Annotated in this window: 18 protein-coding genes; all 18 read right to left on the bottom strand. The window is 39.2% G+C overall.

From position 1 onward, the window contains the following. Nucleotides 1-19: 19 nt before the first annotated feature. Nucleotides 20-1,810, bottom strand: coding sequence for an ABC transporter ATP-binding protein (locus MLOOGBEN_RS27070; RefSeq protein ID WP_179161359.1), 1,791 nt, complete (start codon nt 1,808-1,810; stop codon nt 20-22). Next, nucleotides 1,807-3,546, bottom strand: a complete 1,740-nt coding sequence (locus tag MLOOGBEN_RS27065) for an ABC transporter ATP-binding protein (protein WP_179161358.1) — start codon at nt 3,544-3,546, stop codon at nt 1,807-1,809. Before MLOOGBEN_RS27065 ends, MLOOGBEN_RS27070 begins: the two co-directional genes overlap by 4 nt. A 176-nt stretch (nt 3,547-3,722) precedes the next feature. Beyond that, on the bottom strand, nt 3,723-6,098 hold the full coding sequence (locus MLOOGBEN_RS27060; RefSeq protein ID WP_179161357.1) for a polyprenyl synthetase family protein: 2,376 nt from the start codon (nt 6,096-6,098) through the stop codon (nt 3,723-3,725). A gap of 136 nt (nt 6,099-6,234) precedes the next feature. After that, complete coding sequence (locus tag MLOOGBEN_RS27055; RefSeq protein ID WP_179161356.1) at nt 6,235-7,440, bottom strand: ABC transporter permease; 1,206 nt, start codon at nt 7,438-7,440, stop codon at nt 6,235-6,237. Beyond that, entirely contained in the window at nt 7,437-8,117 is a 681-nt protein-coding gene (locus MLOOGBEN_RS27050) for an ABC transporter ATP-binding protein (RefSeq protein ID WP_179161355.1), read from the bottom strand. Before MLOOGBEN_RS27050 ends, MLOOGBEN_RS27055 begins: the two co-directional genes overlap by 4 nt. Further along, on the bottom strand, nt 8,101-9,327 hold the full coding sequence (locus MLOOGBEN_RS27045) for an efflux RND transporter periplasmic adaptor subunit (RefSeq protein WP_179161354.1): 1,227 nt from the start codon (nt 9,325-9,327) through the stop codon (nt 8,101-8,103). The genes MLOOGBEN_RS27050 and MLOOGBEN_RS27045 overlap by 17 nt, the downstream gene beginning before the upstream one ends. Nucleotides 9,328-9,495: 168 nt before the next feature. Further along, nucleotides 9,496-10,962 carry a protein adenylyltransferase SelO gene (locus MLOOGBEN_RS27040; RefSeq protein WP_179161353.1) on the bottom strand — a complete coding sequence of 489 codons (1,467 nt, stop codon included), beginning with the start codon at nt 10,960-10,962 and terminating at the stop codon, nt 9,496-9,498. A 221-nt stretch (nt 10,963-11,183) separates the two neighbouring features. Beyond that, entirely contained in the window at nt 11,184-12,104 is a 921-nt protein-coding gene (gene rbsK / locus MLOOGBEN_RS27035; RefSeq protein WP_179161352.1) for a ribokinase, read from the bottom strand. Between the two features lie 12 nt (nt 12,105-12,116). Further along, nucleotides 12,117-13,133 carry an aldose 1-epimerase family protein gene (locus MLOOGBEN_RS27030; RefSeq protein WP_179161351.1) on the bottom strand — a complete coding sequence of 339 codons (1,017 nt, stop codon included), beginning with the start codon at nt 13,131-13,133 and terminating at the stop codon, nt 12,117-12,119. A 66-nt stretch (nt 13,134-13,199) separates the two neighbouring features. Further along, nucleotides 13,200-14,546 (bottom strand): L-fucose:H+ symporter permease, encoded by a 1,347-nt coding sequence (fucP, locus tag MLOOGBEN_RS27025; RefSeq protein ID WP_179161350.1) that lies wholly within the window; start codon nt 14,544-14,546, stop codon nt 13,200-13,202. A 306-nt stretch (nt 14,547-14,852) separates the two neighbouring features. Next, entirely contained in the window at nt 14,853-15,869 is a 1,017-nt protein-coding gene (locus tag MLOOGBEN_RS27020) for a LacI family DNA-binding transcriptional regulator (protein WP_179161349.1), read from the bottom strand. A gap of 644 nt (nt 15,870-16,513) precedes the next feature. Further along, nucleotides 16,514-17,425: a DMT family transporter gene (locus MLOOGBEN_RS27015; protein ID WP_179161348.1), complete on the bottom strand. Its 912-nt coding sequence runs from the start codon at nt 17,423-17,425 to the stop codon at nt 16,514-16,516. Nucleotides 17,426-17,649: 224 nt separating this feature from the next. Then, nucleotides 17,650-18,909 carry a group II intron reverse transcriptase/maturase gene (ltrA, locus tag MLOOGBEN_RS27010; RefSeq protein ID WP_179161347.1) on the bottom strand — a complete coding sequence of 420 codons (1,260 nt, stop codon included), beginning with the start codon at nt 18,907-18,909 and terminating at the stop codon, nt 17,650-17,652. A 1,097-nt stretch (nt 18,910-20,006) separates the two neighbouring features. Next, nucleotides 20,007-20,237 (bottom strand): hypothetical protein, encoded by a 231-nt coding sequence (locus tag MLOOGBEN_RS27005; protein ID WP_179161346.1) that lies wholly within the window; start codon nt 20,235-20,237, stop codon nt 20,007-20,009. Nucleotides 20,238-20,432: 195 nt separating this feature from the next. Beyond that, nucleotides 20,433-21,554 (bottom strand): C40 family peptidase, encoded by a 1,122-nt coding sequence (locus tag MLOOGBEN_RS27000; RefSeq protein ID WP_179161345.1) that lies wholly within the window; start codon nt 21,552-21,554, stop codon nt 20,433-20,435. Nucleotides 21,555-21,755: 201 nt separating this feature from the next. Beyond that, complete coding sequence (locus MLOOGBEN_RS26995; protein WP_368737831.1) at nt 21,756-22,019, bottom strand: DUF6194 family protein; 264 nt, start codon at nt 22,017-22,019, stop codon at nt 21,756-21,758. A gap of 132 nt (nt 22,020-22,151) precedes the next feature. Beyond that, on the bottom strand, nt 22,152-22,547 hold the full coding sequence (locus tag MLOOGBEN_RS26990; RefSeq protein WP_179161344.1) for a VOC family protein: 396 nt from the start codon (nt 22,545-22,547) through the stop codon (nt 22,152-22,154). Between the two features lie 104 nt (nt 22,548-22,651). Continuing rightward, nucleotides 22,652-23,209: a hypothetical protein gene (locus tag MLOOGBEN_RS26985; protein ID WP_179161343.1), complete on the bottom strand. Its 558-nt coding sequence runs from the start codon at nt 23,207-23,209 to the stop codon at nt 22,652-22,654. Nucleotides 23,210-23,664 lie beyond the last annotated feature (455 nt).

Below are 23,664 nucleotides of genomic sequence, written 5' to 3'. Positions count from 1 at the left end.
CTTTTTATATAATGGTTTATTAAGCAGGGCTATTCATGGTTTCTTCCCCGATTTCTGCCTCTCTTCCAAACAGTCGTGCATAGACACCGTTGTTATTTTCCAGCAATTCCGCGTGTCCACCTTTTTCGACAATGGCTCCATTTTCGAGAACAATAATCTTATCTGCTGAGAGAACTGTAGAAAGACGGTGAGAGATAATTAAAATGGTTTGGTTCTTGCCTGTTTTCAAAACTGACTCATTGATTTTTGTTTCGGTAATCGGGTCGAGCGCTGAACTTGCTTCATCAAGAATTAGGATTGGTGCGTCTTTAATGATTGCTCTAGCCAGCGATAATCGCTGCTTCTGTCCTCCAGAAAGAAGGCTTCCTCGTTCCCCAACCTTTGTATTCAAGCCCTCTGGCAGGCTTTCGACCAGTTCCTCCAGTCCGCTATCCTGCAAGGCCTTTAGTAATTCCTCGTCAGTAGCATCTGCCTTTCCAATTCTTAGATTATCCGCCAGTGAACCGCTTCGTAATTGAACATCCTGCGTTACAATCGCTATTTGTGACCGCAGCCATGCTGTATCCCATTCGGTAATGTTTCTGCCATCTACTTCAATCTGACCTTTTTTCGTTTCATATAACCTAAAAAGCAAATCAACGATAGTAGATTTTCCTGAACCACTCGGTCCAACCAAGGCCACCTTTTCACCCGCTTGAATATCAAACGTAACACCTGACAATACATTTTCTTCTTTTTCTGGATAGGAGAACGTTACCTCTTTCAGTCTAATTCTGCCGCTTGCCCTTTCACCACGAATGCCTTCCTTTATTTCAGCTTCCGCAGGCTTGTGCGAAAGGAGAATGTCCGAACGATCTAGCGCTGGTCCAGTTCTTCTCACCGATAGCCAGTTACGCAGCAGTTTTTGCATTTCATTGGCCGCAATTGTGACTAATCCGCCTGCGGTAAGCATTTGTCCACTTGTTAAATTGTCGTTCCAAATTAATAAAGTACTAATTAAGTAGACAACTCCTAAGGCAAACCCATTATAGCTGGCAATAACCACTACCGATTGCATTCGTGCTTTTAGTTCCTTAATGGAATGCTTTACAAAAGAGTTCCTGATAGCAATGACACTTTCAACCTCATTTTCAGAAACACCCATAACCCGCGATAAATGGATTCCCGTAACCGATTCTCTCAATCTTTCAAGATATCGGGAAGCCTCCTGTCTCGCGTCTGCTGAGGCAGCTCTAGTCCTCGCTCCCACATAATTGGAGGTCCAATAAAAGATAATACCTAGAACCACACTGGTAATCATTAAATAAGGATGTATCCAAAGCAGCACCAGACTATAAATGAGAACCCCCTGGACGCTTGCCATAAAAGTTGAACCTTCCCAGGCAAGGAAATTATGGAGAGTATCTGGGTCATCCGAAACTCTTGCCAGTAGTTCCCCAGATGAATTGTTATGGTAAAAAGAATAAGGAAGCACCTGTAAATGACTAAACAGACGCAGCTTTTGCCAATTGGTTACCGTCTTAGCTGTCTGATGACAAAAATATTCATCAATGACCATCATGACTAAATCAAAGATGGCGGAAAAGATTAATAACCACATTAACCCCCAAATCCAGGAATGGTTTTCATTCGGAATAATCGTATCAATTAACCAGCTAAGTGCTAACGTTGGTATTAATGCTGAAAAAACTTGGCTAATCGCAATAACGACTGAGTCGGCAATGACCCACTTTTTATAGGGCCTTAAGAAAGCTAGAACTCTGCGGCCATCACGATTCTGTTTTGGTTGGGAGACGGTGTTTGCATTCATCCAATCATCTCCTTTTCTAACTCGCTATATTGAGCTTTATATAATTCGTAATACAGCCCTCTTAATGCAAGCAGTTCTTCATGCGTCCCTTGTTCCGCCACCATTCCCTGGTCTATGAGGAGGATTTTATCCGCGTTCCTAACCGTAATTAATCGATGGGCAATGGTAATGGTGGTTCTTCCTGGAATTAGTTGTTCAAGTGACTCTTGAACCTTTTCCTCTGTTTCCCCATCTAAGGATGAAGTCGCTTCATCAAAAATTAAAACAGGTGGTTGCCGTAAAATAGCCCTTGCTAGTGCTACACGTTGTCGCTGGCCGCCAGAGAGCTTCAAACCTCGTTCGCCGACCACGGTCTCATACTTATCTTCCAAGGATTCTATTAATTCCTTCAATCCAGCAGCTTCTACAGCTTTTTCCAATTCTTCCTGGGTTGCTTCCTTTTTTCCATATAGAAGATTATTGCGAAGCGTGCTGTTTAGTAGAAAGGTTTCCTGAGAAACAACTCCTACCTGCTGCCTAAAGCTGTTTCGATTGTAAGCGAAAAGGTTCTTTCCATCTATAAGAACTGACCCTTCATCAGGTTCATATAATCCCAGTAGAATTTGAATGAGTGTACTCTTTCCGCCGCCGCTTGTACCAACAATCCCAATGTGATTCCCTTGTTCCATGGAGAGCGAAACGCCTTTTAGGATTTTTTTATCACTGTTAGGATAAGTAAACCAGATATTTTCTAAGTCGATTCTTCCTTCTACATTTCCAAAGGATGGAAGATTCTCCTCATGCTCTTCGAGTAAATCGAAATATTCATAGATTCTCTGTAAAGCGGGTATCGCCTGTTGAATGGTTAAAGCGTTTTCAGCTAATGAGCGAACAGGTAAAAACATGATTGGAATAAAACTAAGGCAGGCAACGAGGGTTCCAATGGTTATATTTCCTTCCCAAATCGAAAATCCACCAATTAACATCACAACACCAGGAGTTGCAATATTGAATAAATTTCCTAAGCGCCAGTTAACTTTTCCAATCAAAGCTGCACGAATAGAGAAGTTTTTCCAATCAGACAATTTCTTTTGCTGTGTTTCTACCTCAGCCTTTTGTGTCTGAAAGGTCCTGACTAATCGAATACTTTCAATACTTTCCTGTAAATGTTGATACATATCTGCACTCATATCTCTCTGCGTGGCACTCATTTTTCTCATAACTTTTCCTAATTTAAACGAAGGAAAAATATAAATGGCAAAAACAACAAACATCACGATAGCTGCTGGCCAATACAAAACAAATACCGCAGAAAATGCGGCAATCGCACCAATAACCTGCTGTAGAATACGTGGCACCACCGTATTATTTAAGTTTTGAATGGACTCCACATCATGAGTTAGACGGTATAACATATCACCTCTTGGTGTGGTTGTAAAAAAAGACATTGGTGTCCGGTGCAACTTTTTGAAAGCTCGAATCTGCATGTCGGTTATCACATCTAAGCCGATTTTCACTTGTACATATTCCTGCAAGGTTTCAAACAGTGACTTGCCCAAGAACGCAACAAGAACACCAGTGACAATCCAAAGTAAAAAGGTCGTCTCTCTTGCCCCTATTACTTCGTCCACTAATTTCCCTGCCAATATAGGCGGCAAAATCGTAAATGCCCCGCCTGCTAAAGAAAAAAACAGGGCAAGCAAAAGCTTTCTCCAATATGGTTTAAAATGCTCTACTGTCGTTTTTAATAAATTCATACTATTCCCCCTCGCAGGAATTTATTGTATTACAAAAGGTGAAAATATTCATTATTTTTATTCAATTGTTATTCTAATTTTTATTGTTAAAATAAACAGTTTCCTTTAACACAGCCACATAAAAAGGCAACAACCGTTAGGTTATTGCCTTCCTTTTGGGACTTCTAATCATATACTTAATGATCACGGTGTACTATATAATTCAGTAAATGTTTTAGAAAGGAAGTATTCCTCGGAATCTCGTGCAAGGTTTCTACCGCATCACAATAGTGTTCCCACATTGCTTTTTTAGCACCATCAGAACCTAAGATTGATACAAAAGTTGAATTATTATTCTCCTCGTCTTTTCCAATGGGCTTTCCGAGTATGTCCAAATCACCCTCCACATCCAGCAAGTCATCCTTTATTTGAAAGGCAATACCGACATGATAAGCAAATTTTTTCAAAGCATCTAATTCTGGTTCTTTCGCTTCCGCAAGAATAGCAGGCATGATTAGGGATGCCTCGAAACCAAGTCCAGTTTTATAGAAGCACATAGTATTTAAGTCCTCTACTGTTAATACTTTCCCTTTGGAATTCAAATCCATTGCCTGCCCTTTACACATTTCTTCAGTCAATCTAGACGAATATTGTATCAAACTAAGCACAGTTTTAGAATTGAATTGTTCGAGTGATGCTTGTTCCTCTATGGCCTTCTGCGTTAGATAGAGACCTGTTAATTCAGCTATAGCACCATCGTACACCATATGCAGAGTTGGACGTCCCCTGCGGATAGCAGCATTATCCTGTGAAGGGAGATCATCAAAAATCAGTGAAGCAGTATGCATGTATTCCAATGATTTTATTAACGGTACAATTGCCGACTGATTTAACCCGTATTCCTTAATGCCCATAATCCAAGTAATGATTGGCCTTAATCGCTTTCCATCACCCTCTAGACTATAGTTTGCCGCTTCAACGATTAAACCATTAAAAGTATCATCTTTAGGAATAGGTAAAAGATGATTGATCTGGCTGCGTACATTTTCAATTAACTCTAAGAATTCTTCTTGCTCTTTTCGCTCATTTTTCAAATTGGTTATCATATGATCACGCAAAAGTTTATCGAAGAAATCTACGTCGTCAGCTTTAGCAGCCATCTTTTGAATGATGGTATTGAAATTTGAATTTCCTGAAGAAAAAAGTTCCATTACTTCATTGTATTTTTTTACGCCCATTCGTTCTTTAAATCTCTTTAACCCGTTTATTGCACGATCTAAAATGACCTCACATGCCTTTTTATCTGAGTGGTACACACGGTGAATTAAATTGGAAATAACACTCCAGTATAATTCAAATGGATTAATTAGATCATCCCTTTTATCGTGATATTTCAGATAATAGGTATAGGGTGTAACAGCACCATTCTCCAAATCCTCAAACATATCTGCAAAGTCATCTGCAAGCTGGTTGTAAATTCCATAAAAGAAGGTTCGATTGTCGAAGCCCTCATCTTCAGCAGCATTAATAACGGAACGAACGATCAATCGTGAGGAAGAAGATTTTAGAATAACCGGAATATAAAGCTCTTCATTCGTGTAATTTCCATAAGACAAATTCTTCTCACGATCCACTTCCTGCGAATGAAAAAATACATATGATTGTTCAAAAAATGATTTTATCGTCTCTGTATTCTGTTGTGCCTTAATATATTCAAATCCCTCTCGAAGCTCCGAATGAATGAACGTAATCAAAGCTATATTCTTATCTTCCCACTCCCCGCCCAATTTCGGTACTGCCCCAGTGGTCAGGGTGGTACGAATCAAGTTAGAGTATTGTTTTTTCTCTTTCTCGGATAAGACCTTTGAATCGAGAAGGTCATCAATATAGGGATAGGTCAAACCATAGGCATAACCTATCCTAATGGCTCTATCAAGTCTGCGAGTGCGTTCTTCTGGGGGAGTTTTACGGCCCATCTCTTCAATCTCATGCATCACGACTCCAGCTATAATTTTAATAAGTTTTCGCTGGGCATGATTAGCGTCCATCCCCTCTGGAAGGTGAGTGGATACAGTCTTAAGTTTATTTATCATCCAGATAATCGCAGATTCAATAGATTCCTGCTGAGCCCACCTGTACAACCAGGACATTGAGAGAATCTCATTCTTATTTTCACGATTTTCCTTTGGCTGCGTAAGATTGTTTTTTAAATTGTTAACAACACTCTTAATTCTTGCCTGTGTCTCTTTTGAATCCAGCGCTTTACCCAAATCACGCATAAAAATATAAGATATGCTTCGATCCAGGTAATTGTCTAGTTTGCCAGTGTAATCCAGATATTTAATATAATTGTGATAATCACGGGGATCTGCTTTACTTTTACCACGAAAAAAAAGAGAAAATAATGAATGATGATGAATATGGTTGTGCTTCCAGGATTGTATATCTCTTGTTAGAGTAGGAATATAGTTTTTTTGCTTAACTTGCTTATACAATGACTGAAAATAATCTCTTGCCTTTTGCTCAGCTATTGCATAGCACCTATCTTCATTTATTAATAACGTCTTAATCATTTAAACATTACCTCAACTTCACGTGCACTTAGTATGTATATTAATAATACACGTTAGCTTTACCTTTATAACTATTAAAGAAGAAATAAAATGAAAAAAACCTCAGAACTTTCGTCTGAGGGAAAATTAAATTCTGTTATTCGTATCTTAATGCCTCAATTGGACTTAGCTTAGATGCCTTGTTTGCTGGAAGCAATCCAAAGATAATACCAATTAAGGCTGAAAAACTCACACCTATGAGAACAATTAACGGACTAACGTCAGCCGTAATGGGCGAAAACTCCGAAACGAGGATACTGCCTACTGCAGCTAGGCCTATTCCAATCAATCCTCCTAATGAAGTTAACGTGATGGATTCAATTAGAAACTGTAAAAGGATTTTTCTTCTTGTCGCACCAATCGCTTTCCGAAGTCCAATCTCTCTCGTTCTTTCTGTTACCGAGACTAGCATTATATTCATGACACCAATCCCGCCTACTAGGAGTGAAATACCTGCAATACTTCCTATTAGCAGTGTTAATAAGGAGATCATTGTGTTTAATTCTCTTTCATAATCTTCAAAATCATTTGTTGAATACTGCCCGTTTTCAAGAGCTTTTTCTGCCGTTAATGTATCGGCTGCGAGCCTGCCTGTTTCAGAAATGTTTTCAGGATCACTAGCAATCACCTGTAATTGTTCAATTTCTCGGTTGCCAAACATCATCGAAATGACAGAACGCGGCATAAGCATTTCACCCGTTTCCTTATTTCGGAATTGTTCAGGTAGCGGCGATTCATACACCCCGACAACCTTGTAAGGATTATCATTTAGATCAATAATCTCGCCAATTGGGTTTTCACTTTCCTTAAAGAATTTTTCCCTTGCTATGGTATCAATCAGTACCACTCGATTCAAACCATCATTATCCGCAGCGTACAAAGCTCGTCCTTCTACTACCTGAATATCCCTGGCAGGGAAGAATTCCGCACCGACACCGGTAATTTGCATTTCACCCTGCTCATCATCATGTGCCATCATTCCCCAGCCCTGATTCGTTGCAACCACAGCCTTAACACCAGGAACTCCCGCGAGTGTTTGGACATCTTCAGAGGTTAATTCAGGTTCCTGCCAAAACATTTCAGTTTCCCCTTCAGGCGGGATATATTCATAGTAAATATCAATCGCATTCTTATCTGTGCTAAACAATTCATCTGTCATTTGCTTCTTCGTACCTTGACCAATTGCTACGATAATTATAACTGCAGCTACACCAATGATAATGCCGAGCATTGTTAGAATGGACCTAATTTTATGGTTCCAAATAGAAGAAAGGGCGATTTTAAAACTATCCCATATATTCATGAAGACACCCTCCGGTCTTCGGTTATCAGACCATCTTTTATCGTAATAACTCTCTTTGCATATGCTGCTATTTCTTCTTCATGCGTAACAATGATAACCGTTTTTCCTTCTTCATTGAGCTGTGTAAATAGCTTCATGATTTGTTCACTCGTATTCGAATCAAGCGCACCCGTCGGTTCATCGGCTAAGAGAATAGTAGGATTATTGACGAGTGCCCTAGCGATTGCAACACGCTGCTTCTGACCTCCAGATAATTGATTAGGTAAATGCTTCATCCGGTCACCTAACCCTACTTTTTCCAGCAGACTTTTTGCCCTAGCTGTTCTTTCTCGCTTAGAAACCCCGGCATATACAAGCGGGGATGCAACATTTTTAATAGCATTATCTCTAGGAAACATGAAGAATTGTTGAAAAACAAAACCGACATGTTCATTTCTTAGCTTAGCTAGGATACTCTCTTTTGCAGAGGCGATTTGTTCCCCATTTAATTCATATGTACCTGATGAAGGATAATCTAAAAAGCCAATGATATTCATCAATGTAGATTTACCAGATCCAGACGGACCCATGATCGCGACAAACTCCCCATCTTCTATCGTTAAATCTATTGCCTTAAGCACCGGTACCTCTAATGAACCCTTGCCATATACTTTTGTAATATCACTCAACTTCATCATATGCGATCACTTCCATTCCATCATGCATTTCTTCTGTTGGTGTAAGGACCAAAAGTTCTCCTGGTGTAATTCCTGCTGTAACTTCAATGAAGGCATCGTTCATAACTCCCGTTTGAATTTCACGTCTTTCTAACATCCCATCTTTTAAAATATAAACAATTTTAATTCCAGCTTCATCGATAAGAGCTGGATGTGGGATAGCCACTTTTTTGGTGGAATCACCAGCTTTTATTTCTAAAGAAACATGGAAGCCTTGACGTAACTCGGAAGTATCATCCGTAATCGTAACCTTAAAAGGATACATGGTTACATTACCAGCTCCGCCGCCGCCTTCGAATCCTTCACTACCGCCGCCATCAGCATTTGGGAATTGTGAAACGGATTCAACCGCACCCTTCCATTCACGATCTTTAAAAACTTTTGGCCGGATGATAACCGGTTGTCCTTCCTTAATTTTGACTGTATCGAATTCGCTCATCGAGCCAATAACTTTATAGGGTTGACTTGAAATAATGTGGATGACAGGCTCTGCTGCTCCTGCTTCTGTATTTGCTACATTTTGATTAACCTTCACGATAATCCCATCCATTTTACTTACAATCGTCATTTCACTTTTCTGTGCGTTTAATTCTTTAATTCGGTCTTCAGCTGATGTAATTTCCGACTTTGTATTTTCATATTGCATCTCTTGTTGAATCTTTTCATTCGAAAGCTGGTTTACATCTTCTTGTGAAACAAGCCCTTCAGTAATCTCAACTGGTTCTGCGCCTTGTGTTCCTACCTTCTTCTTAGCTTCTGTCAGCCGCTTGTTGAGATCTGCAATTTGATTTTGCTCTGTTTTCCCTCTACTTTGCAGCAATTCTTTCTCACGAATAGCTCTTTTAAGTTCACTATCTATTTTTGAAGAATCATAGATTACTAGTGGATCACCAGCTTTTACTGCTTGGTTCTCTGTTACTTTAAATTCACTAATTTCCCCTTTTTCTGGTTCGATAAAAACCTTTTGCTCGCTTTCTGGAACAATTTTACCTGTAACAAGAATTGATTCTACCAATTCTTGTTCACTAACTTTTTGTACGCTTATACTCATGACACCTTCATCCGTACTTACTGTTTTTGTACCTGTTTTGGCATATAAATATGTACCCGTGCTTGCAATGACTAGTATTCCTACAATGACTGATAACCAAATCCATACCTTTTTCTTCACCTATATACCCCCGTGGAATCTATTATTAATCTACTATTAACTATAAACAAATTGGAAATATTTTCAATAGTTATTAACGGTGTGTTTTTCTGTTTATAATCGATAGATTCCATAGAAAGACAAAAAGCCCTTAAAATAAAAGGGCTTTTGCTTTGTTAGATTGCATTCTCAAGTTCCACAGAAGGTTTGATAGGGACGAGGAGATGGAGCTGACAAAGTAGTGTAATCAATCTGTTCTAGAGAATATTCATATGGATTGGATAGGACTTCAAGCAACCTCTCCATCACACTATACTCTCCATTATTCGCTGCTTCCAGAGCTTCCTCTACCCGGTGGTTTCGAGGGATTACCGAGGGATTACTGTTCCTCATTAATTGAATAGAGGATTCTTTCGATTCTTCCTGCCTGCCAAGCCTTGCCTGCCACCGTTCAAGCCACTGAGTGAATTCTGTTGTTCCGTGCAGAATGATTTCTCCAGGTTTATCCAAAGTTAAAGCTCTGAAGGTGTTAGTATAGTCAGCCCGGTGCTTCTGCATCATATCTAGAAGGTCTTTAATAAGGGGTTTATCTTGTTCCTCCTCATTAAATAATCCCAATTTGGCTCTCATTCCCTCGAGCCAATTGTATTCAAATAATCCAGCAAAGTCGGAGAGCTTATCTTGTGCGAGCGTAACTGCCTCTTCCTGATCCTCATGCAGCAGCGGCAGGAGAGCTTCAGCTAATCTTGCTAGATTCCAGACACCAATATTCGGTTGATTCTCATAAGCGTAGCGGCCTTCTCTGTCAATTGAACTGAAAACAGTAGCCGGATCATAGGTATCCATAAAGGCACAAGGTCCATAATCAATGGTTTCGCCACTAATCGTCATGTTGTCAGTATTCATTACCCCGTGAATAAAGCCAACCAGCTGCCATTTCGCAATCAGCATCGCTTGACGTTTAATCACTTCCTGAAGAAACGAGAGATAACGGTTCTCTGCATCCTCAATTTTAGGATAATGGCGTTTTATTGCATAATCTGCCAGCTCCCGAAGCTCATCTTCACTGCCCCATCTTGCTGCATATTGAAAGGTGCCAACCCGAAGATGGCTAGCTGCTACTCGGGTCAAAATAGCACCAGGCAAATATGATTCACGGGTTATTTCTTCTCCGGTTGTTACCACTGCTAAACTGCGAGTGGTAGGAATACCTAAACCATGCATGGCTTCCGAGATAATATATTCACGCAGCATTGGTCCAAGTGCCGCCCGGCCATCACCGCCTCGGGAGTAGGGCGTTCTTCCTGAACCCTTAAGCTGGATATCAAATCGCTCACCCGTGGGTGTTATCTGTTCTCCAAGAAGCACCGCTCTGCCGTCACCTAACATTGTAAAGTGTCCAAATTGATGTCCCGCATATGCTTGAGCAAGCGAAGAAGCACCTTCGGGTATTTTGTTTCCCGCAAATATAGCTGCACCATCATCACTTTGCAATGCTTCTGCGTCCAACCCTAGGGATGTTGCCAATGCCTTGTTATAGATAGCAATCTTAGGTGAATGCACAGGGGTTGGGTTCTGACTGATGAAAAATACTTTCGGTAGACGAGCATAACTATTATTAAATTTCCATCCTGTTTCACTAAATTCCTTTGTCATCGTATCCCCTCTTTCTCTTATGATTTTAATGTATTATCATTTATATGGATAGCTTGCGCAAACATAGTATATTTATCTAATATTCATATAGGGTCTAAGTATTTGTATTATTGAAAAAAAAACACACGATATTTCACATGTGAAGGTATCGTGTGCTTTGTGTTTTTATTTTATATTTTTGTATAGCTGACTTGTTATCAGATGACAATACCCTTTTATTATCAAACTCCGACTTTCATAAACTGCTCAACCTCGTCAACACTCGGATAAGAAGTCTGTGTCCCCCGTTTTGTGACGCTTAATGCTGCAAAAGCGGCAGCTATTTTTATCGCATGGAGAATATCACCATTCTTAACGAAATAGTGGGCAAAGCAGCCAATAAAAGCATCTCCCGCGCCGGTTGTGTCAATGGCGACTACCTTATGTGCGTCAACGATATGCACTTCACCCTTGGTCACCCACATAACTCCGCGGCTGCCCATCGTAACAATAACGTCTTTAACTCCTCTAGCAATTAACGTAAAAGCAGCAGCTTTTATTTGCTCTTCCGTTTTAACAGGCATTCCTGTCAGGATTTCCAGCTCACTTTCATTTGGAATGAAAAAGTCGCATTTACATACATGGTTGAAATCTAGATCTTTAGAGGCCGGAGCAGGGTTCAGAATAACCGGAATTCCATGGTCGTTTCCAAATTCAATTGCCCGATAAATGGTTTCGAGCGGAATTTCAAGCTGCAGGACAATTAGGGAACATTGCTTCAGGTTATCTGCCGCCCGGTCTACATCCTCAGGCAAAAGCTGTTGATTTGCCCCCTTAATGATGAGGATGCGGTTTTTGGATTCCGGATCCACAAAAATCGGTGCAACACCACTTGAGGTATTCGGAACTTTATTGGTAAACTCCGTATCTATTCCATAGTTTTGAAGGTTTTTAATTGTGTTATCTGCAAAAAGATCATCACCAACCTTCGTTACCATCATCACCTTAGAGCCCATTTTTGCCGCCGCAACCGCCTGATTTGCTCCTTTTCCACCACAGCCAATTTTAAAGTCTGGTGCCTCGAGGGTTTCCCCTTCTTTTGGCATTTTATCAATATATGAAATGAGATCCACCATATTGGATCCGATTACTGCGATATCCATGTTACAACCTCCTTATTTTTTCCCCGTTACAACTGTAAAGGACCTTTCTTCTCCAGATTCCAGCTTCAATAATGTACCGGATCTTTCCGCAGCCAAGAATCCTTCCGGCCTGCATGTCGCTGGCAGTACGAAAGCTCCAACCTGCTGATCACGATTGTGTAAAATCCAACGTGTTGCGTAATTCAACTCAGCGGTAGAAAATCTGGTGAAAAAAGCTGTTCCATCCGGCAATACCATTTCAAACTCAGCTTCTTCCTGATATTGGTTTAGCTTATCCGCAAAAAATACTATCTCCGGATCATACATCTCAGGCTTATTTAAAGCTGCAATCCTTTCGTCCCCACAAATAAGCTTCTTATTGTATATCATCCATTGCCCGGTCGGTTTAACATGACCCGGGACTGACTCCCTTAGTTTAAAAGCACTGTCAGGAATATTCTGCTTCATAACCGCGTTTTCGACATAAGCATAGTTTGTGTGACACATATATTGAAGCGGCATCTCTGTTCCAGACAGATTTTTAACCTTCATGCTGATTTCAATAAATGTTTCTCTATTGAACATTTTTACCGACGGACGTGCTAGGTAATGGTGGCCAAATCCCTTCACATACTCGGCCTCGCCGCAGATTTTAATGCCTTCGTCGTTAATCTCAAGCCATGCTCTGTCCATGTCGGCACAAGGCATTTCGCCATGCAGGCCATGATCGTCCTCTGGTTCAGGGCAGCCGTTGCGGATCAAGCCTGAGTGAAAAGCAAAGCATCCATATGTATCTATGATACTCGCTGTCTTTTTTGGCTGGGAAAACATGTTTTTCATTTTCAAATCAGTGTTATCAAATTCTAAGTCCCAGATCATTTGACCCAAATAAGGAAGAACAACCATTCCTCCCAGCGAATTTTTCAACTCAATCGCTTCCACACCTGAAGGATAACTGAATAGACTTGCTGTCATTTCTTCATTACGAAAAATTATCTTGCTGTTTTCTGTAAAATAATCACGTTGTAATTCAATCATTCCTGTTGGCATTTCCATTCATCTCCTATTTTAACAATGGGGACGGCCAAAACCAGCCCCTTTATGTATCAGGTATTCTTACTGAGCCATCTTTTGAGGTTCCTCGGCTTTCTCTGTCACAGCATTCCGCTTCATTTCACCGAAGAAGTAAAAACCAACATAGATAAAACAAGCCATAGGAACAAGGAATGCAAGCTGCAGCGAATCAAGCAGGTCCGAGACATACCCTTGTGCTGCAGGTACCACTGCCGCGCCAACAATAGACATGACGAGAATTGCCCCTGCCAGCTCTGTATATTTCTTGTCTTTAACGACTCCAAGTGTTTCCGCATAGATAGTCGGCCAGCACGGACCAAACAGCATGCTCACGACAACCGCCGCATATACCGCTGTTATATTCGGTACAAATGCCACATAGGCAAGCATTGCTGAACCGATAATTGAATAAATAAACAATACCTTTGAAGCCATGAACCGAGTCACGAGGAAGTTCGCAATGAACTTTCCAATAAAGAAGGCAATGAAACTGAACACCATGAAGTTTGAAGCTACACGCTCATTGATGTTAGGGTTTAGGTCTAGTGCCAGACGGATGGTAAACGACCATACCGTAACTTGCATTCCCACGTATAAAAATTGAGCAGCAATCCCTTTACGGAAGCTTTTATTTACTCCTAAATATTTCAGGGTCTGCAGTAAATTCGGTGACTTCTCAGATGCCTTTGGTTTTTCTGATACCGGTTTACAAGCAGGGAATTTAGTAATCACAAATAATACCAATATACCGATTAGAACAAAAATAATATATTTATATGGTTCAAGTGTATGCTGAAGCATCTGTAATCCGAAAGCATGCGCCTCCTCTGGGGACATCGCTGCCATCTGCTCCTCGAGGCTTGCTCCTTCTTGGAAAACAAGGTATTTTCCGAGCAGGATCCCAGAAATGGCTCCAATCGGATAAAACGTCTGGCTAATATTTAAACGCAGCGTTGCAAACTGGCGTGGCCCGATCATAGAACTATATGTGTTGGCAGCTGTTTCAAGGAAACCAAGCCCAATGGCTATGGAGAAAATCGCGAATAGGAACATTGTATACGTTGCCATCTCTGAAGCTGGATAAAACAATGTGCATCCTGCAATATAGAATAGCAAGCCTGTAATGATCCCAAACTTATAGTTTGTCTTTTTTATCACCATGGAGGCGGGTATTGCTACAAGAAAGTATCCGCCGTAAAATGCACTTTGGACTAAAGCGCTTGCAAAATCACTTAATTCAAACACATGTTTAAACTGTGTGATGAGGATATCATTCAGGGCTGCTGCTACCGCCCATAATGGGAATATCATGGATAACAGGATATACTGAAAAATCGGAGTTCGGTTTAAATATCCATCCGGCAGCTGAATCAGGTTTTTGATTGTCATTTTCATTTCCCCTTAAAAATAAAATTTTTAATTCGACAGACCAAAATGTAAACGTTTAGATTTAATAGTAAAAAAAAAAATTACAAACTGCTGTAACCAAAGGAGTAGAAACAAATAAATGTAAACGTTTAGATTTATGAATTTAGATTATCACCTTTCTTAACTAGTCGCAAGAGATTTTTAAACGTTTTCAAAAAATAATTTATAGTAAATCAACAGTTAAAACATGAAAAAGCCACAGATATTCCCCGTTCATGATTATATTGGAAAAAACACAATCATACACGGTCTATCTAATGGCTTTTCCTACAATCTCACAAGCCGGCAGGACTGTCTGATAATCAGTTCTGGCGGCAGTGAATATTTACGCTTTGGCAGATCATTCTTAAAGTGGATTCTTTCATGCAAGAATGTAAAAGCAATTTCACCAACCGCATTCATCGGTCTTGTCACGACGGATAGCTTTGGATTCAGGAATGTCGCTATATCCACATCATCAAACCCCATGAATGCCACTTCATCACCAAGTTTCCAGTTTAGCTCATCTAATGCCTTCATGCAGCCAATTGTCATCAAGTTATTCGATGAAAAAATTGCTGTTGGTCTTTCATCCAACTCATTCAACTGCCTCGTTGCCAGATAACCACTATGCTCCCCAAAATCCCCATGGACCACAAGCCTTTCATCAAGAGGAATATTATAGTCCTCAAGCGCCTTTTTATAGCCTATGTACCGCTCAAACCCCGGCGTGGTATTTTGTGGACCACAAATGATGGCTATTTTTCGATGTCCCTGAAGAATCAAGTGCTGGACTGCCTGATACGAGCCCTTAATATTATCGACTAGGACAGTGTCTACCTCAAAACTTCTAATACTGCGGTCTACTGCTACTATTGGTATATTCTGCTCCTGAAGCAGTTTCAGATGTTCGCCGTTTTCATTGGCAGTGGTGATAATGACTCCATCCACGCCGCGTTCAATGAAATTCTTGACGATTTTTTCTTCTATAATCGGTGACTCGTTTGTGCTACTCAGAATCGTGAAATAATCTTTCTCTCGTGCTTTCTGCTCAATTCCAGCCATCACGAGAGGGAAGAAAGGGTTTTTTATGTCTGGCACAATGACACCTATCGTGTTGGTTTCTTTTCGTTTCATTGTTCTGGCGGCAGCATTGCGAATATACCCTAGTTCCTCTATAGCCTTAAGTATCCTATCCTCCGTTACCTTTCTAACACCACCCTGGTTGTTGATCACCCTCGACACCGTTGCGATTGAAACATCCGCAAGTCTCGCTACATCTTGGATATTTGGTTTCGAATCCATTTCTACATTTCTCCTACATTATTTAAGGTTTAGATGTATACTTAAATTGGCGTTACAAGACCCAAAGTAAATCTAAACGTTTAGATTATTGTTTCTGAAATCAAACTATCACCGTTTCTATTAAATAGCAAGAGCTACTGATTATATTTTCAAAAACTGGCAAAAAAGCACCGTTCCTATTCTGGAAAGGGTGCTTTTTTATTTATGCTACTTCTCTTTTTTAGAAGACTCTTTTCGTAAACTTTGTTGATTTTGTACAAGATCCTAGTTTAAAGACAAATCCTTCTGATGGGCCTTGCGATTTGTCCTCAAGACCCTGAATTAAGGACTAATGCTTCTAACAGGCCATGTGATTTGTCCGCAAGACCCCGGATTAAGGACTAATGCTTCTAACAGACCGTGTGATTTGTCCTCAAGACCCTGGATTAGGGACTAATGCTTCTAACAGGCCGTGTGATTTGTCCTCAAGACCCCGGATTAAGGACTAATGCTTCTAACAGGCCGTGTGATTTGTCCTCGAGACCCCGGATTAAGGACTAATGCTTCTAACAGGCCGTGTGATTTGTCCTCAAGACTCTTTATTAAACATCAATCTATACGAAAACAGCTTTGTAGAAAAAGGAGGCAGCAGCTCCTTTTCTTTTTTATAAACTTTTATTAGGTTCTAAAACCAATTCAGTTTTACCTGATGGCATATTTGCAATAAACACTCCAAGTAAAACTAAGATTCCACCAAGAATTTGGCTGACTAGAATGGGATCTCCTAAAATAAAATGGGAAGCAAGAATGGCGACAAAAGGTTGAATGTTCATGAACATAGATGCTGTTCCGGCACCAACCTCGGAGACACCTCTATTCCACCAAAATCCAGCAATTCCTTGTGCAAGAATACCGGCAGATATCAATAAAACCCACATAATCACGGAATGACTAATAACAGTTCCACTTACCATTCCTTCAACACCGGCTGCAGGAATCATTAATACACTCCCAAGAACTGTCGCATAAATGGTGATGATATAAGTGTTCATTGTTTTTGACAACGCTCGAATAAATAAGAGACTAATAGACAAACAGAGCATCGCTACTACAATATTTAAATCGCCCCATGAAATCCCAATTGATCCACCTGCAACGCCAATTATCGAAAAAACACCTATTAAACTGATTAGGGCACCAGTTGATTTTTTTATGGTAAATTTCACTTTAAAAATAATACGTTCTAAAAAAATCGTGGCGATTGGGGCCAAAGCAATAATCAGGGAGGCATTTGCAGGTGTTGTATGGTGAAGTCCTGTAAAATAGAAGGTTTGATTAATCAAAGTACCAAAGATTCCAGCACCAAATAGAAGTTTCCATTCGGAACAAGTTGGTCGTCTAATTCCTTTATGGACCATTGCAACTATGAGTAGAAAGAGCGATGTGAAACAAATGCGTACGGTTGACAAAAAGACAGGGGAAAAGCCTTGAAGCAAATAAGCACTAATGGGATAATTACATCCCCATAAAACGGATACTAAAAATAAACTAAGGAATGCTTTATTATTTTTTATCATTATATTGATGAACCTTACCTTTCTGTCTGAACATTGATGAACTTATTTAGATAAAAACAGTCTCCATTATAGCATATTATTTAGTAATGCGAATTAAATTTAACTCATGTACATGGCTTGCCATGAAGTTTAGTTGATTTTCAGATATCAATCGAGTAGGAGGGGGTGATTAGCCCCCGACCTCTCACACCACCGTACGTACCGTTCGGTATACGGCGGTTCAATTAAGTCTGACGTAAAAATTCATATCTTTGATATAGACTTTTCAACCCTCGGTTGCTCCAGTAAGAGTTGCCGAGGGTTTTGTGTAGAATTGGGCTACTGGATATTCGCCAGTATTTCTTCCTAGAGTGTCCCCATTCATAAGCCTTGTTTGATTGCACACCCAAACTTTTTAGCTTTCTTACTCTCGTTTTGGGTGTTTTCCATTGTTTCCATTCAATCATACGAAGCCTTCTTCTTATCCACTCATCAAATTCTTTAAACTTACTTGGTGTATCCGCTAAAGCAAAGTAACCACACCATCCCGTTAGATATAGGTTTAGTTTCTCAATTCTTGTTTCCATTGGGATGGATTTTGAGCGTGAAGTTAGTTCCCTTATCTTCGACTTTAGTCTTTTGATACTTTCCTTGGATATCCGAACCTTCGGTTTCTTGTGAACAGTAAAACTAAATCCCAGAAACTTTCGCCTCCAGGGACGGTCAACTGCGGATTTCTCTCTATTTACTTTAAGTTTCAGTTTCACTTCTATAAAGTTTGTAATAGAGTTCATTACCCTTTCGCCCGCTTTCTTTGACATCATGTAGATATTACAATCATCAGCGTAGCGAACGAATTTATGCCCTCTTCTTTCCAACTCCTTATCAAGTTTATCCAACAGAATATTGGAAAGAAGAGGACTTAGTGGACCTCCCTGTGGTGTCCCTTCCTCAGAATCATAGGTTACACCATTAATCATGACTCCCGCTTGGAGGTATTTTCTTATTAGCTTCAAGACCAACCGGTCTTGGATTCTGTTAGCCAATATCCCCATTAACTTATCGTGATTAACTTTGTCAAAGAATTTCTCTAAGTCCATATCTATAACCCATCTGTAACCTTCACTTATATATTCCCTCGCTTTTCGAACCGCGTCATGTCCTCTCCGCTTTGGTCTGAATCCATAACTTTGCTCTGAAAAGGTTGGGTCAAATAGTGGGGTTAGCACTTGAGCAATAGCTTGTTGAATGAAACGATCTATCACGGTAGGGATACCTAGTAATCTTACTCCACCGTTCGGTTTCGGGATTTCGACTCGACGTACTGGATTCGGTTGATAGGTTCCTTTCCTTAATGAATTACAAAGAGGTTCCCAGTTTTCATAGAGATGTCTACGTAGGGATTTTACGGACATTCCGTCTATGCCGTGACTGCCTTTGTTCTTCTCGACACGTTTAAGTGCTTCTATTAAGTTTTCCCGTGACAAAATCGTATCCATTAACATTTGATATTTCCTTTCAACGTGAACGTAGAAGTCTATTTATGTTATTCCTGCTCCACCCTCATGAAGTCCCCCGTGGGATTCACCACTTCCTCCTTCGTGTAAGTCCTTTCGGATTGTCTGCTTCTACACAGGAATTGTATGCCTAGCTCTCGTTCTCCCTAATTGTTCAGTCCTTCCCTTACCATCTCGAGTAGGTAAGGTACTATGACCTCTGCTGACTTCTGATTGTTCAGCTATCTATCGCTAGATAGGTTACCAAGTGTGCTTGGCATATCAATCAGACCTCCCCAGGTAAGAGTGCAGTCTTTCCCTCCATCTATCTGCTTCATTTACTCTATACCATCTTCGGCAGAATGGACTTTGTTTTGATTTGCAAACTCATCCAATGGTATCTAGCCTTATATGAAGTTCGTGTTCCTCAGACCGGAGGTTTGCCGCTCGCTTCCTTCAGATTCCGCGTCACCGCGGACACCCTTGCGTTAAGCTACTGTTACTTCTGCCTTCACAGTTCGGGACTTGCACCCTATAGACTGCACCCATGCTGGGCGCACAAATAGAGGATGAAATCTTCTAAGATTTCATCCATAAGCTTAAACAACTTTTATTCACTTGTTTGTTTTTAGGACCTATTGTTTGATCATAACCCTGTAACTCTATAGGTCAAAATATTAATATTATTTTTAACATGGTAAGAGCCAGACACTTAGATGTCTGGCTCTTACTTATATCTTGGGGTGCTGACTTTTTCATTGTTGATTTTCGTGTAGGGTTGAGAATTCATAGGCGGAGAATTTCGGGCTATTGTATATAGAGCAAGCGTAAGAAGGTGATATAAGCGAAGATATTCCGGTTAACTGCTTTAAAAAAGACAAAACCCAAGGATTTGGATACAATAAGCGGAAAAACTCCGCTTATTTTCTAAACACAGTGAAATCAACATTCAGTTTTAACAGTGCCTTTTGTAAATGTGTTTATGAGGCAATTTCTAATATTGGGGATTTTGTGGTATATATCTGAAGTAAAGTTCATTTTGATTGAGAATAAAAAGGAAGCAACCTGAAAGTGCGAGAATGAATGGGGCAGATAAATCCTCCACGTTAGATTTCCATCATTTTTTCAAGTCGATTTACTTTCATCTCTATCTTTGTTTGTTTTTCAGCTAAAAAATCTACATCAAACTTAAAAGAATTTAATATTTCTGTATGAGAAGTTACAGTCATTTCGATTCGATCTATTTTTTCATTTAATTGATTTAGTTCATTGATTACTTCTTTATTAGATCCCTTGATTTCTTTCAAGATTAATTGAAACATTTCATTTTGTTCCATTTAAAAAACAGCTCCTCAAATTTATTATCCAACAATTAGATTTTAACATCTCTCAAATTTAAAAGATAGATAATCAATATCTCTTTATATTTATATCAAGTGACAATGACAAATTTAATGGTAAAAAAGCATACTAAAAGGCAACTACCATTTGGTTAGTTGCCTTCTTTTAATACTTCAATAAAATTGCCGTCATTAATGTAAAACTCTAGAAGCACTAGAAAATTTAGACGGATTAAATGGAGCGATTTTCACGACATCACCTGTTTGAGGAGCATGGATATACTGTCCTCCTCCAATATAAATTCCAACATGATAGGCAGGAGAACCTCTGAAAACTAAATCTCCAGGCTGTACTTGATTTAGAGAGATTCTTGTTCCAACATTTTGCTGTGCGCGAGAAGTTCTTGGAAGACTAATGCCAACGGAACGAAACACATATGATGTAAATCCTGAACAATCAAACCCGCTTGGCGTTGATCCACCCCAAACGTAAGGAACGCCCAAATACTGTTTAGCGTTGGCAATCACACTATTTGCTGTTGCAGAATTTGTCACATTGGATGCAGCGACAGATGGTGCTGTTGATTGCGTATTTACTGAAACTTGCGCTTGAGATTGTGGTTGAGTTTCTTGAGCAGGTTCTTGTAATGCTGCTTGCTGAGCAGCCAGTTGCGCCACTTGTTGAGCCCTTAAATTCTCTAATTCACCTTTTGCAGCTTCTAAATCTTGTGAAATTTTTATTTTGTTTTCTTCAATTTGTTTTTGTTCTTTAGCTAATTCTACTTTACTCTTTTCTAATTGGTTAATATGATTTTGTAATTGTTCCTTTGCCTCTTTTAACGTTACTTCCTTTACTCTTAAACCTTCAAGTAATTCATTATCATTTTCAATTATTTTAGAAATAGCAGTAAAACGATTAAAAAACTCAGAGACGCTGCCAGCTGAAAGTAAAAGTTCTGCGTAAGTAACGACTGACTGATTTCCTTTTACCTGAATGCTCTTTAATCTTTCTGAATAAACCTCTTTATGGTTTAATAGATCCTCGTCAGCTTTTTTTATTTCAATCTCTGTCTCTTCAATTTTACCTTGTTGTGTGCCAATTTTTTCATTTAGTATTTGACTTCTCTCCATAGATAAAGAGATTTCGTTATCTAATTGTTGAAACTTTGTTTCAAGGTCATCAATATTTTTGTTAACAGCATCGATTTGTCCATTTGTCACTGGTACTTCTGGATTTGCAAATGCAGGTGTAGCTTGAATGGTTGTTGCGAGCACTGTAGTAGCGACCATATATTTAATAAACTTTTTTATCATTATTAAATCTCCTCTTGGAAACTAGCATTTATTAAAACTTCTAATATATTCCTAGTGTATATTCCAAAAGAACTAAAAACAATAATACAGTCGATTTTGTAATTAAATTGTAATTTAATGTAGAATAATCTGACACAAATGTAAACTCCTATACATATAAACAAGAACAAAAAAAAAGACAGATTAATATTCCGCCTTCCTTTATCTTTTATGTAATTCGTTCCACTTCTTGACCATGCGCTTAGGTGCCGCACGTAAATAGGCTTCTTGAATTAGATCCTTCAATTCTTCCCAGTCTTCTTCAGCCGGATTTTGGATTGAAACCCAACCGTGATGACCGATATATGGAGTTTTGAAAAAACGCTCTTTCTGAAGCAATATTTCTTGCGTTTCCCGGTCTGACTTGAAAGACAGACTGAATCCAGTCTCTTTTTCGCCCGATATTACAAATGATTTTCCATTGATTTTAAAAGTATTGTGTCAGAAACCGTCAATATGTTCAATGGCTTCAGGCATTGAAAGACAAATTTCTCGTAACTTTTCAAGTATGCCTGCCGATTCTAGTGATTTCATGATTTTCTACACCTAACAATGATTCTACTTTGCATTAGCATCGGGTTGATGAATTCCGAATACGTTTCCTTCGGTATCAATATAATACCCTTGCCAAGCCATTCCTGGCAGAGCATATTTTGGCAGTGCAACCTTGCCGCCATTTTCAAGAATCTCTGCTTCGATTACATCGTAATTTTCCACTCCCATGGTACAAGCAAATCCATTTAAAGCATGGTTTTGTTCAGGCGGAGCACTTTGACGCTGCATCAAGGCACCGTTGATTCCAGGCTCATTTTCATCACCAGTCACTGCACCAAAGTAAGGCATTCCAGCATACTCACTATAATCTTGAAAGGACCATCCAAATACCTCTCCATAAAACTTCTTTGCCCGCTCCATGTCACTCACATGAATTTCAAAATGAACTACTCTACCCATAATTTCCTCCAGTCATTCTCTCCATTATTAACCCTTATCAATTCCTTGCTATTATTATAGCCATGAAAGGAATATTTTAAATATTAAAAATACAATTACCTTTTTCAGAGATTTTTTACAAGCTTAATCTCATCATTTTTAGGAGTGAATTCACTGATGTTTCCTAATTTTTTGTCTATTTTTAAATGATCTTGGTGCTCTATTACATATTTCATATAGGAACAACAAAAGAGCTTTCGTGCTATTCTTCCTTTTTCACCAATTAAGTTGAACCACCCTTGTCCAACATAAAAAGGGTTCGTTAACATTCTATCAACAATAAAAGATATCCTATCATTTTCTTCCTCTGTTTCAAATTTAGCTTTTGAGGAAAGAGCCAATACAAAATAGTTTTTAAACCTATCTAATTCAAGTAATTGCAGATGGTACTTTTCATGGTGCTTTATATTAAATTCCTTCAGAACCGTTTTAATACTTTTGTCAATATCTATATCATATTTACTAGCATCTTTCCAATTCGTTATACGCGAATTAAAAATAGACAGTGTCATAATATAATGTGAAGAGTAACTTTTTGGATCATATGATTCTTTACCATTTAGCTTTTCATCGACCGGTGCAACAATAAACTTTTTATAGTCAGCAAAAAAATTTTCGTTCATACGGCATACCTTCTTTCATAAATTGATTGGGTTGGATGAATAAACTGATTCCGATCCTTCTCTGTATACAGTTAATGAGTTAAGGAAAGGTTTTCCTGTTTTAAAGAATCGATTGGTTTTCCTATTTACCGTTTCATAATCGTATGCTTTATCGTTAAACTGTCAAAACAACTTTGACAAACTTGAGATACTAGTTATTATATATATTCATTTTTAAAAGTTAAAATCCTGCTTTTTCTTCCATGAAACAACATTTTTCACTTTTTTTAATCAAAAAGTCCCATTCCTGAATACAACCTGTTTACATTTCTAAAATATAAAATGCCTGTCACTCCCCCATTTTGTCGAAAATTTACCGACATATTGCGGGGAGTGACAGGCACCATAGCCATCAAGCGAATTTTTCGACAATAGCGGGAATTTTGTCTACTCTTGTGATTCCTAATTCGCTGCTA

The sequence above is a fragment of the Bacillus sp. EB106-08-02-XG196 genome, from assembly GCF_013396335.1.
GTDB lineage: Bacteria > Bacillota > Bacilli > Bacillales > Cytobacillaceae > Neobacillus.
The sequence above is the reverse complement of the archived record's forward strand: the minus strand, read 5'-3'. Positions and strand labels throughout refer to the sequence as shown.

Coding starts and splice junctions, on each gene's coding strand:
- MLOOGBEN_RS27070 (WP_179161359.1), bottom strand. CDS start 1,810: ATGAATGCAAACACCGTCTCCCAACCAAAACAGAATCGTGATGGCCGC.
- MLOOGBEN_RS27065 (WP_179161358.1), bottom strand. CDS start 3,546: ATGAATTTATTAAAAACGACAGTAGAGCATTTTAAACCATATTGGAGA.
- MLOOGBEN_RS27060 (WP_179161357.1), bottom strand. CDS start 6,098: ATGATTAAGACGTTATTAATAAATGAAGATAGGTGCTATGCAATAGCT.
- MLOOGBEN_RS27055 (WP_179161356.1), bottom strand. CDS start 7,440: ATGAATATATGGGATAGTTTTAAAATCGCCCTTTCTTCTATTTGGAAC.
- MLOOGBEN_RS27050 (WP_179161355.1), bottom strand. CDS start 8,117: ATGATGAAGTTGAGTGATATTACAAAAGTATATGGCAAGGGTTCATTA.
- MLOOGBEN_RS27040 (WP_179161353.1), bottom strand. CDS start 10,962: ATGACAAAGGAATTTAGTGAAACAGGATGGAAATTTAATAATAGTTAT.
- rbsK (WP_179161352.1), bottom strand. CDS start 12,104: ATGGATATCGCAGTAATCGGATCCAATATGGTGGATCTCATTTCATAT.
- MLOOGBEN_RS27030 (WP_179161351.1), bottom strand. CDS start 13,133: ATGCCAACAGGAATGATTGAATTACAACGTGATTATTTTACAGAAAAC.
- fucP (WP_179161350.1), bottom strand. CDS start 14,546: ATGACAATCAAAAACCTGATTCAGCTGCCGGATGGATATTTAAACCGA.
- MLOOGBEN_RS27020 (WP_179161349.1), bottom strand. CDS start 15,869: ATGGATTCGAAACCAAATATCCAAGATGTAGCGAGACTTGCGGATGTT.
- MLOOGBEN_RS27015 (WP_179161348.1), bottom strand. CDS start 17,425: ATGATAAAAAATAATAAAGCATTCCTTAGTTTATTTTTAGTATCCGTT.
- ltrA (WP_179161347.1), bottom strand. CDS start 18,909: ATGTTAATGGATACGATTTTGTCACGGGAAAACTTAATAGAAGCACTT.
- MLOOGBEN_RS27005 (WP_179161346.1), bottom strand. CDS start 20,237: ATGGAACAAAATGAAATGTTTCAATTAATCTTGAAAGAAATCAAGGGA.
- MLOOGBEN_RS27000 (WP_179161345.1), bottom strand. CDS start 21,554: ATGATAAAAAAGTTTATTAAATATATGGTCGCTACTACAGTGCTCGCA.
- MLOOGBEN_RS26990 (WP_179161344.1), bottom strand. CDS start 22,547: ATGGGTAGAGTAGTTCATTTTGAAATTCATGTGAGTGACATGGAGCGG.
- MLOOGBEN_RS26985 (WP_179161343.1), bottom strand. CDS start 23,209: ATGAACGAAAATTTTTTTGCTGACTATAAAAAGTTTATTGTTGCACCG.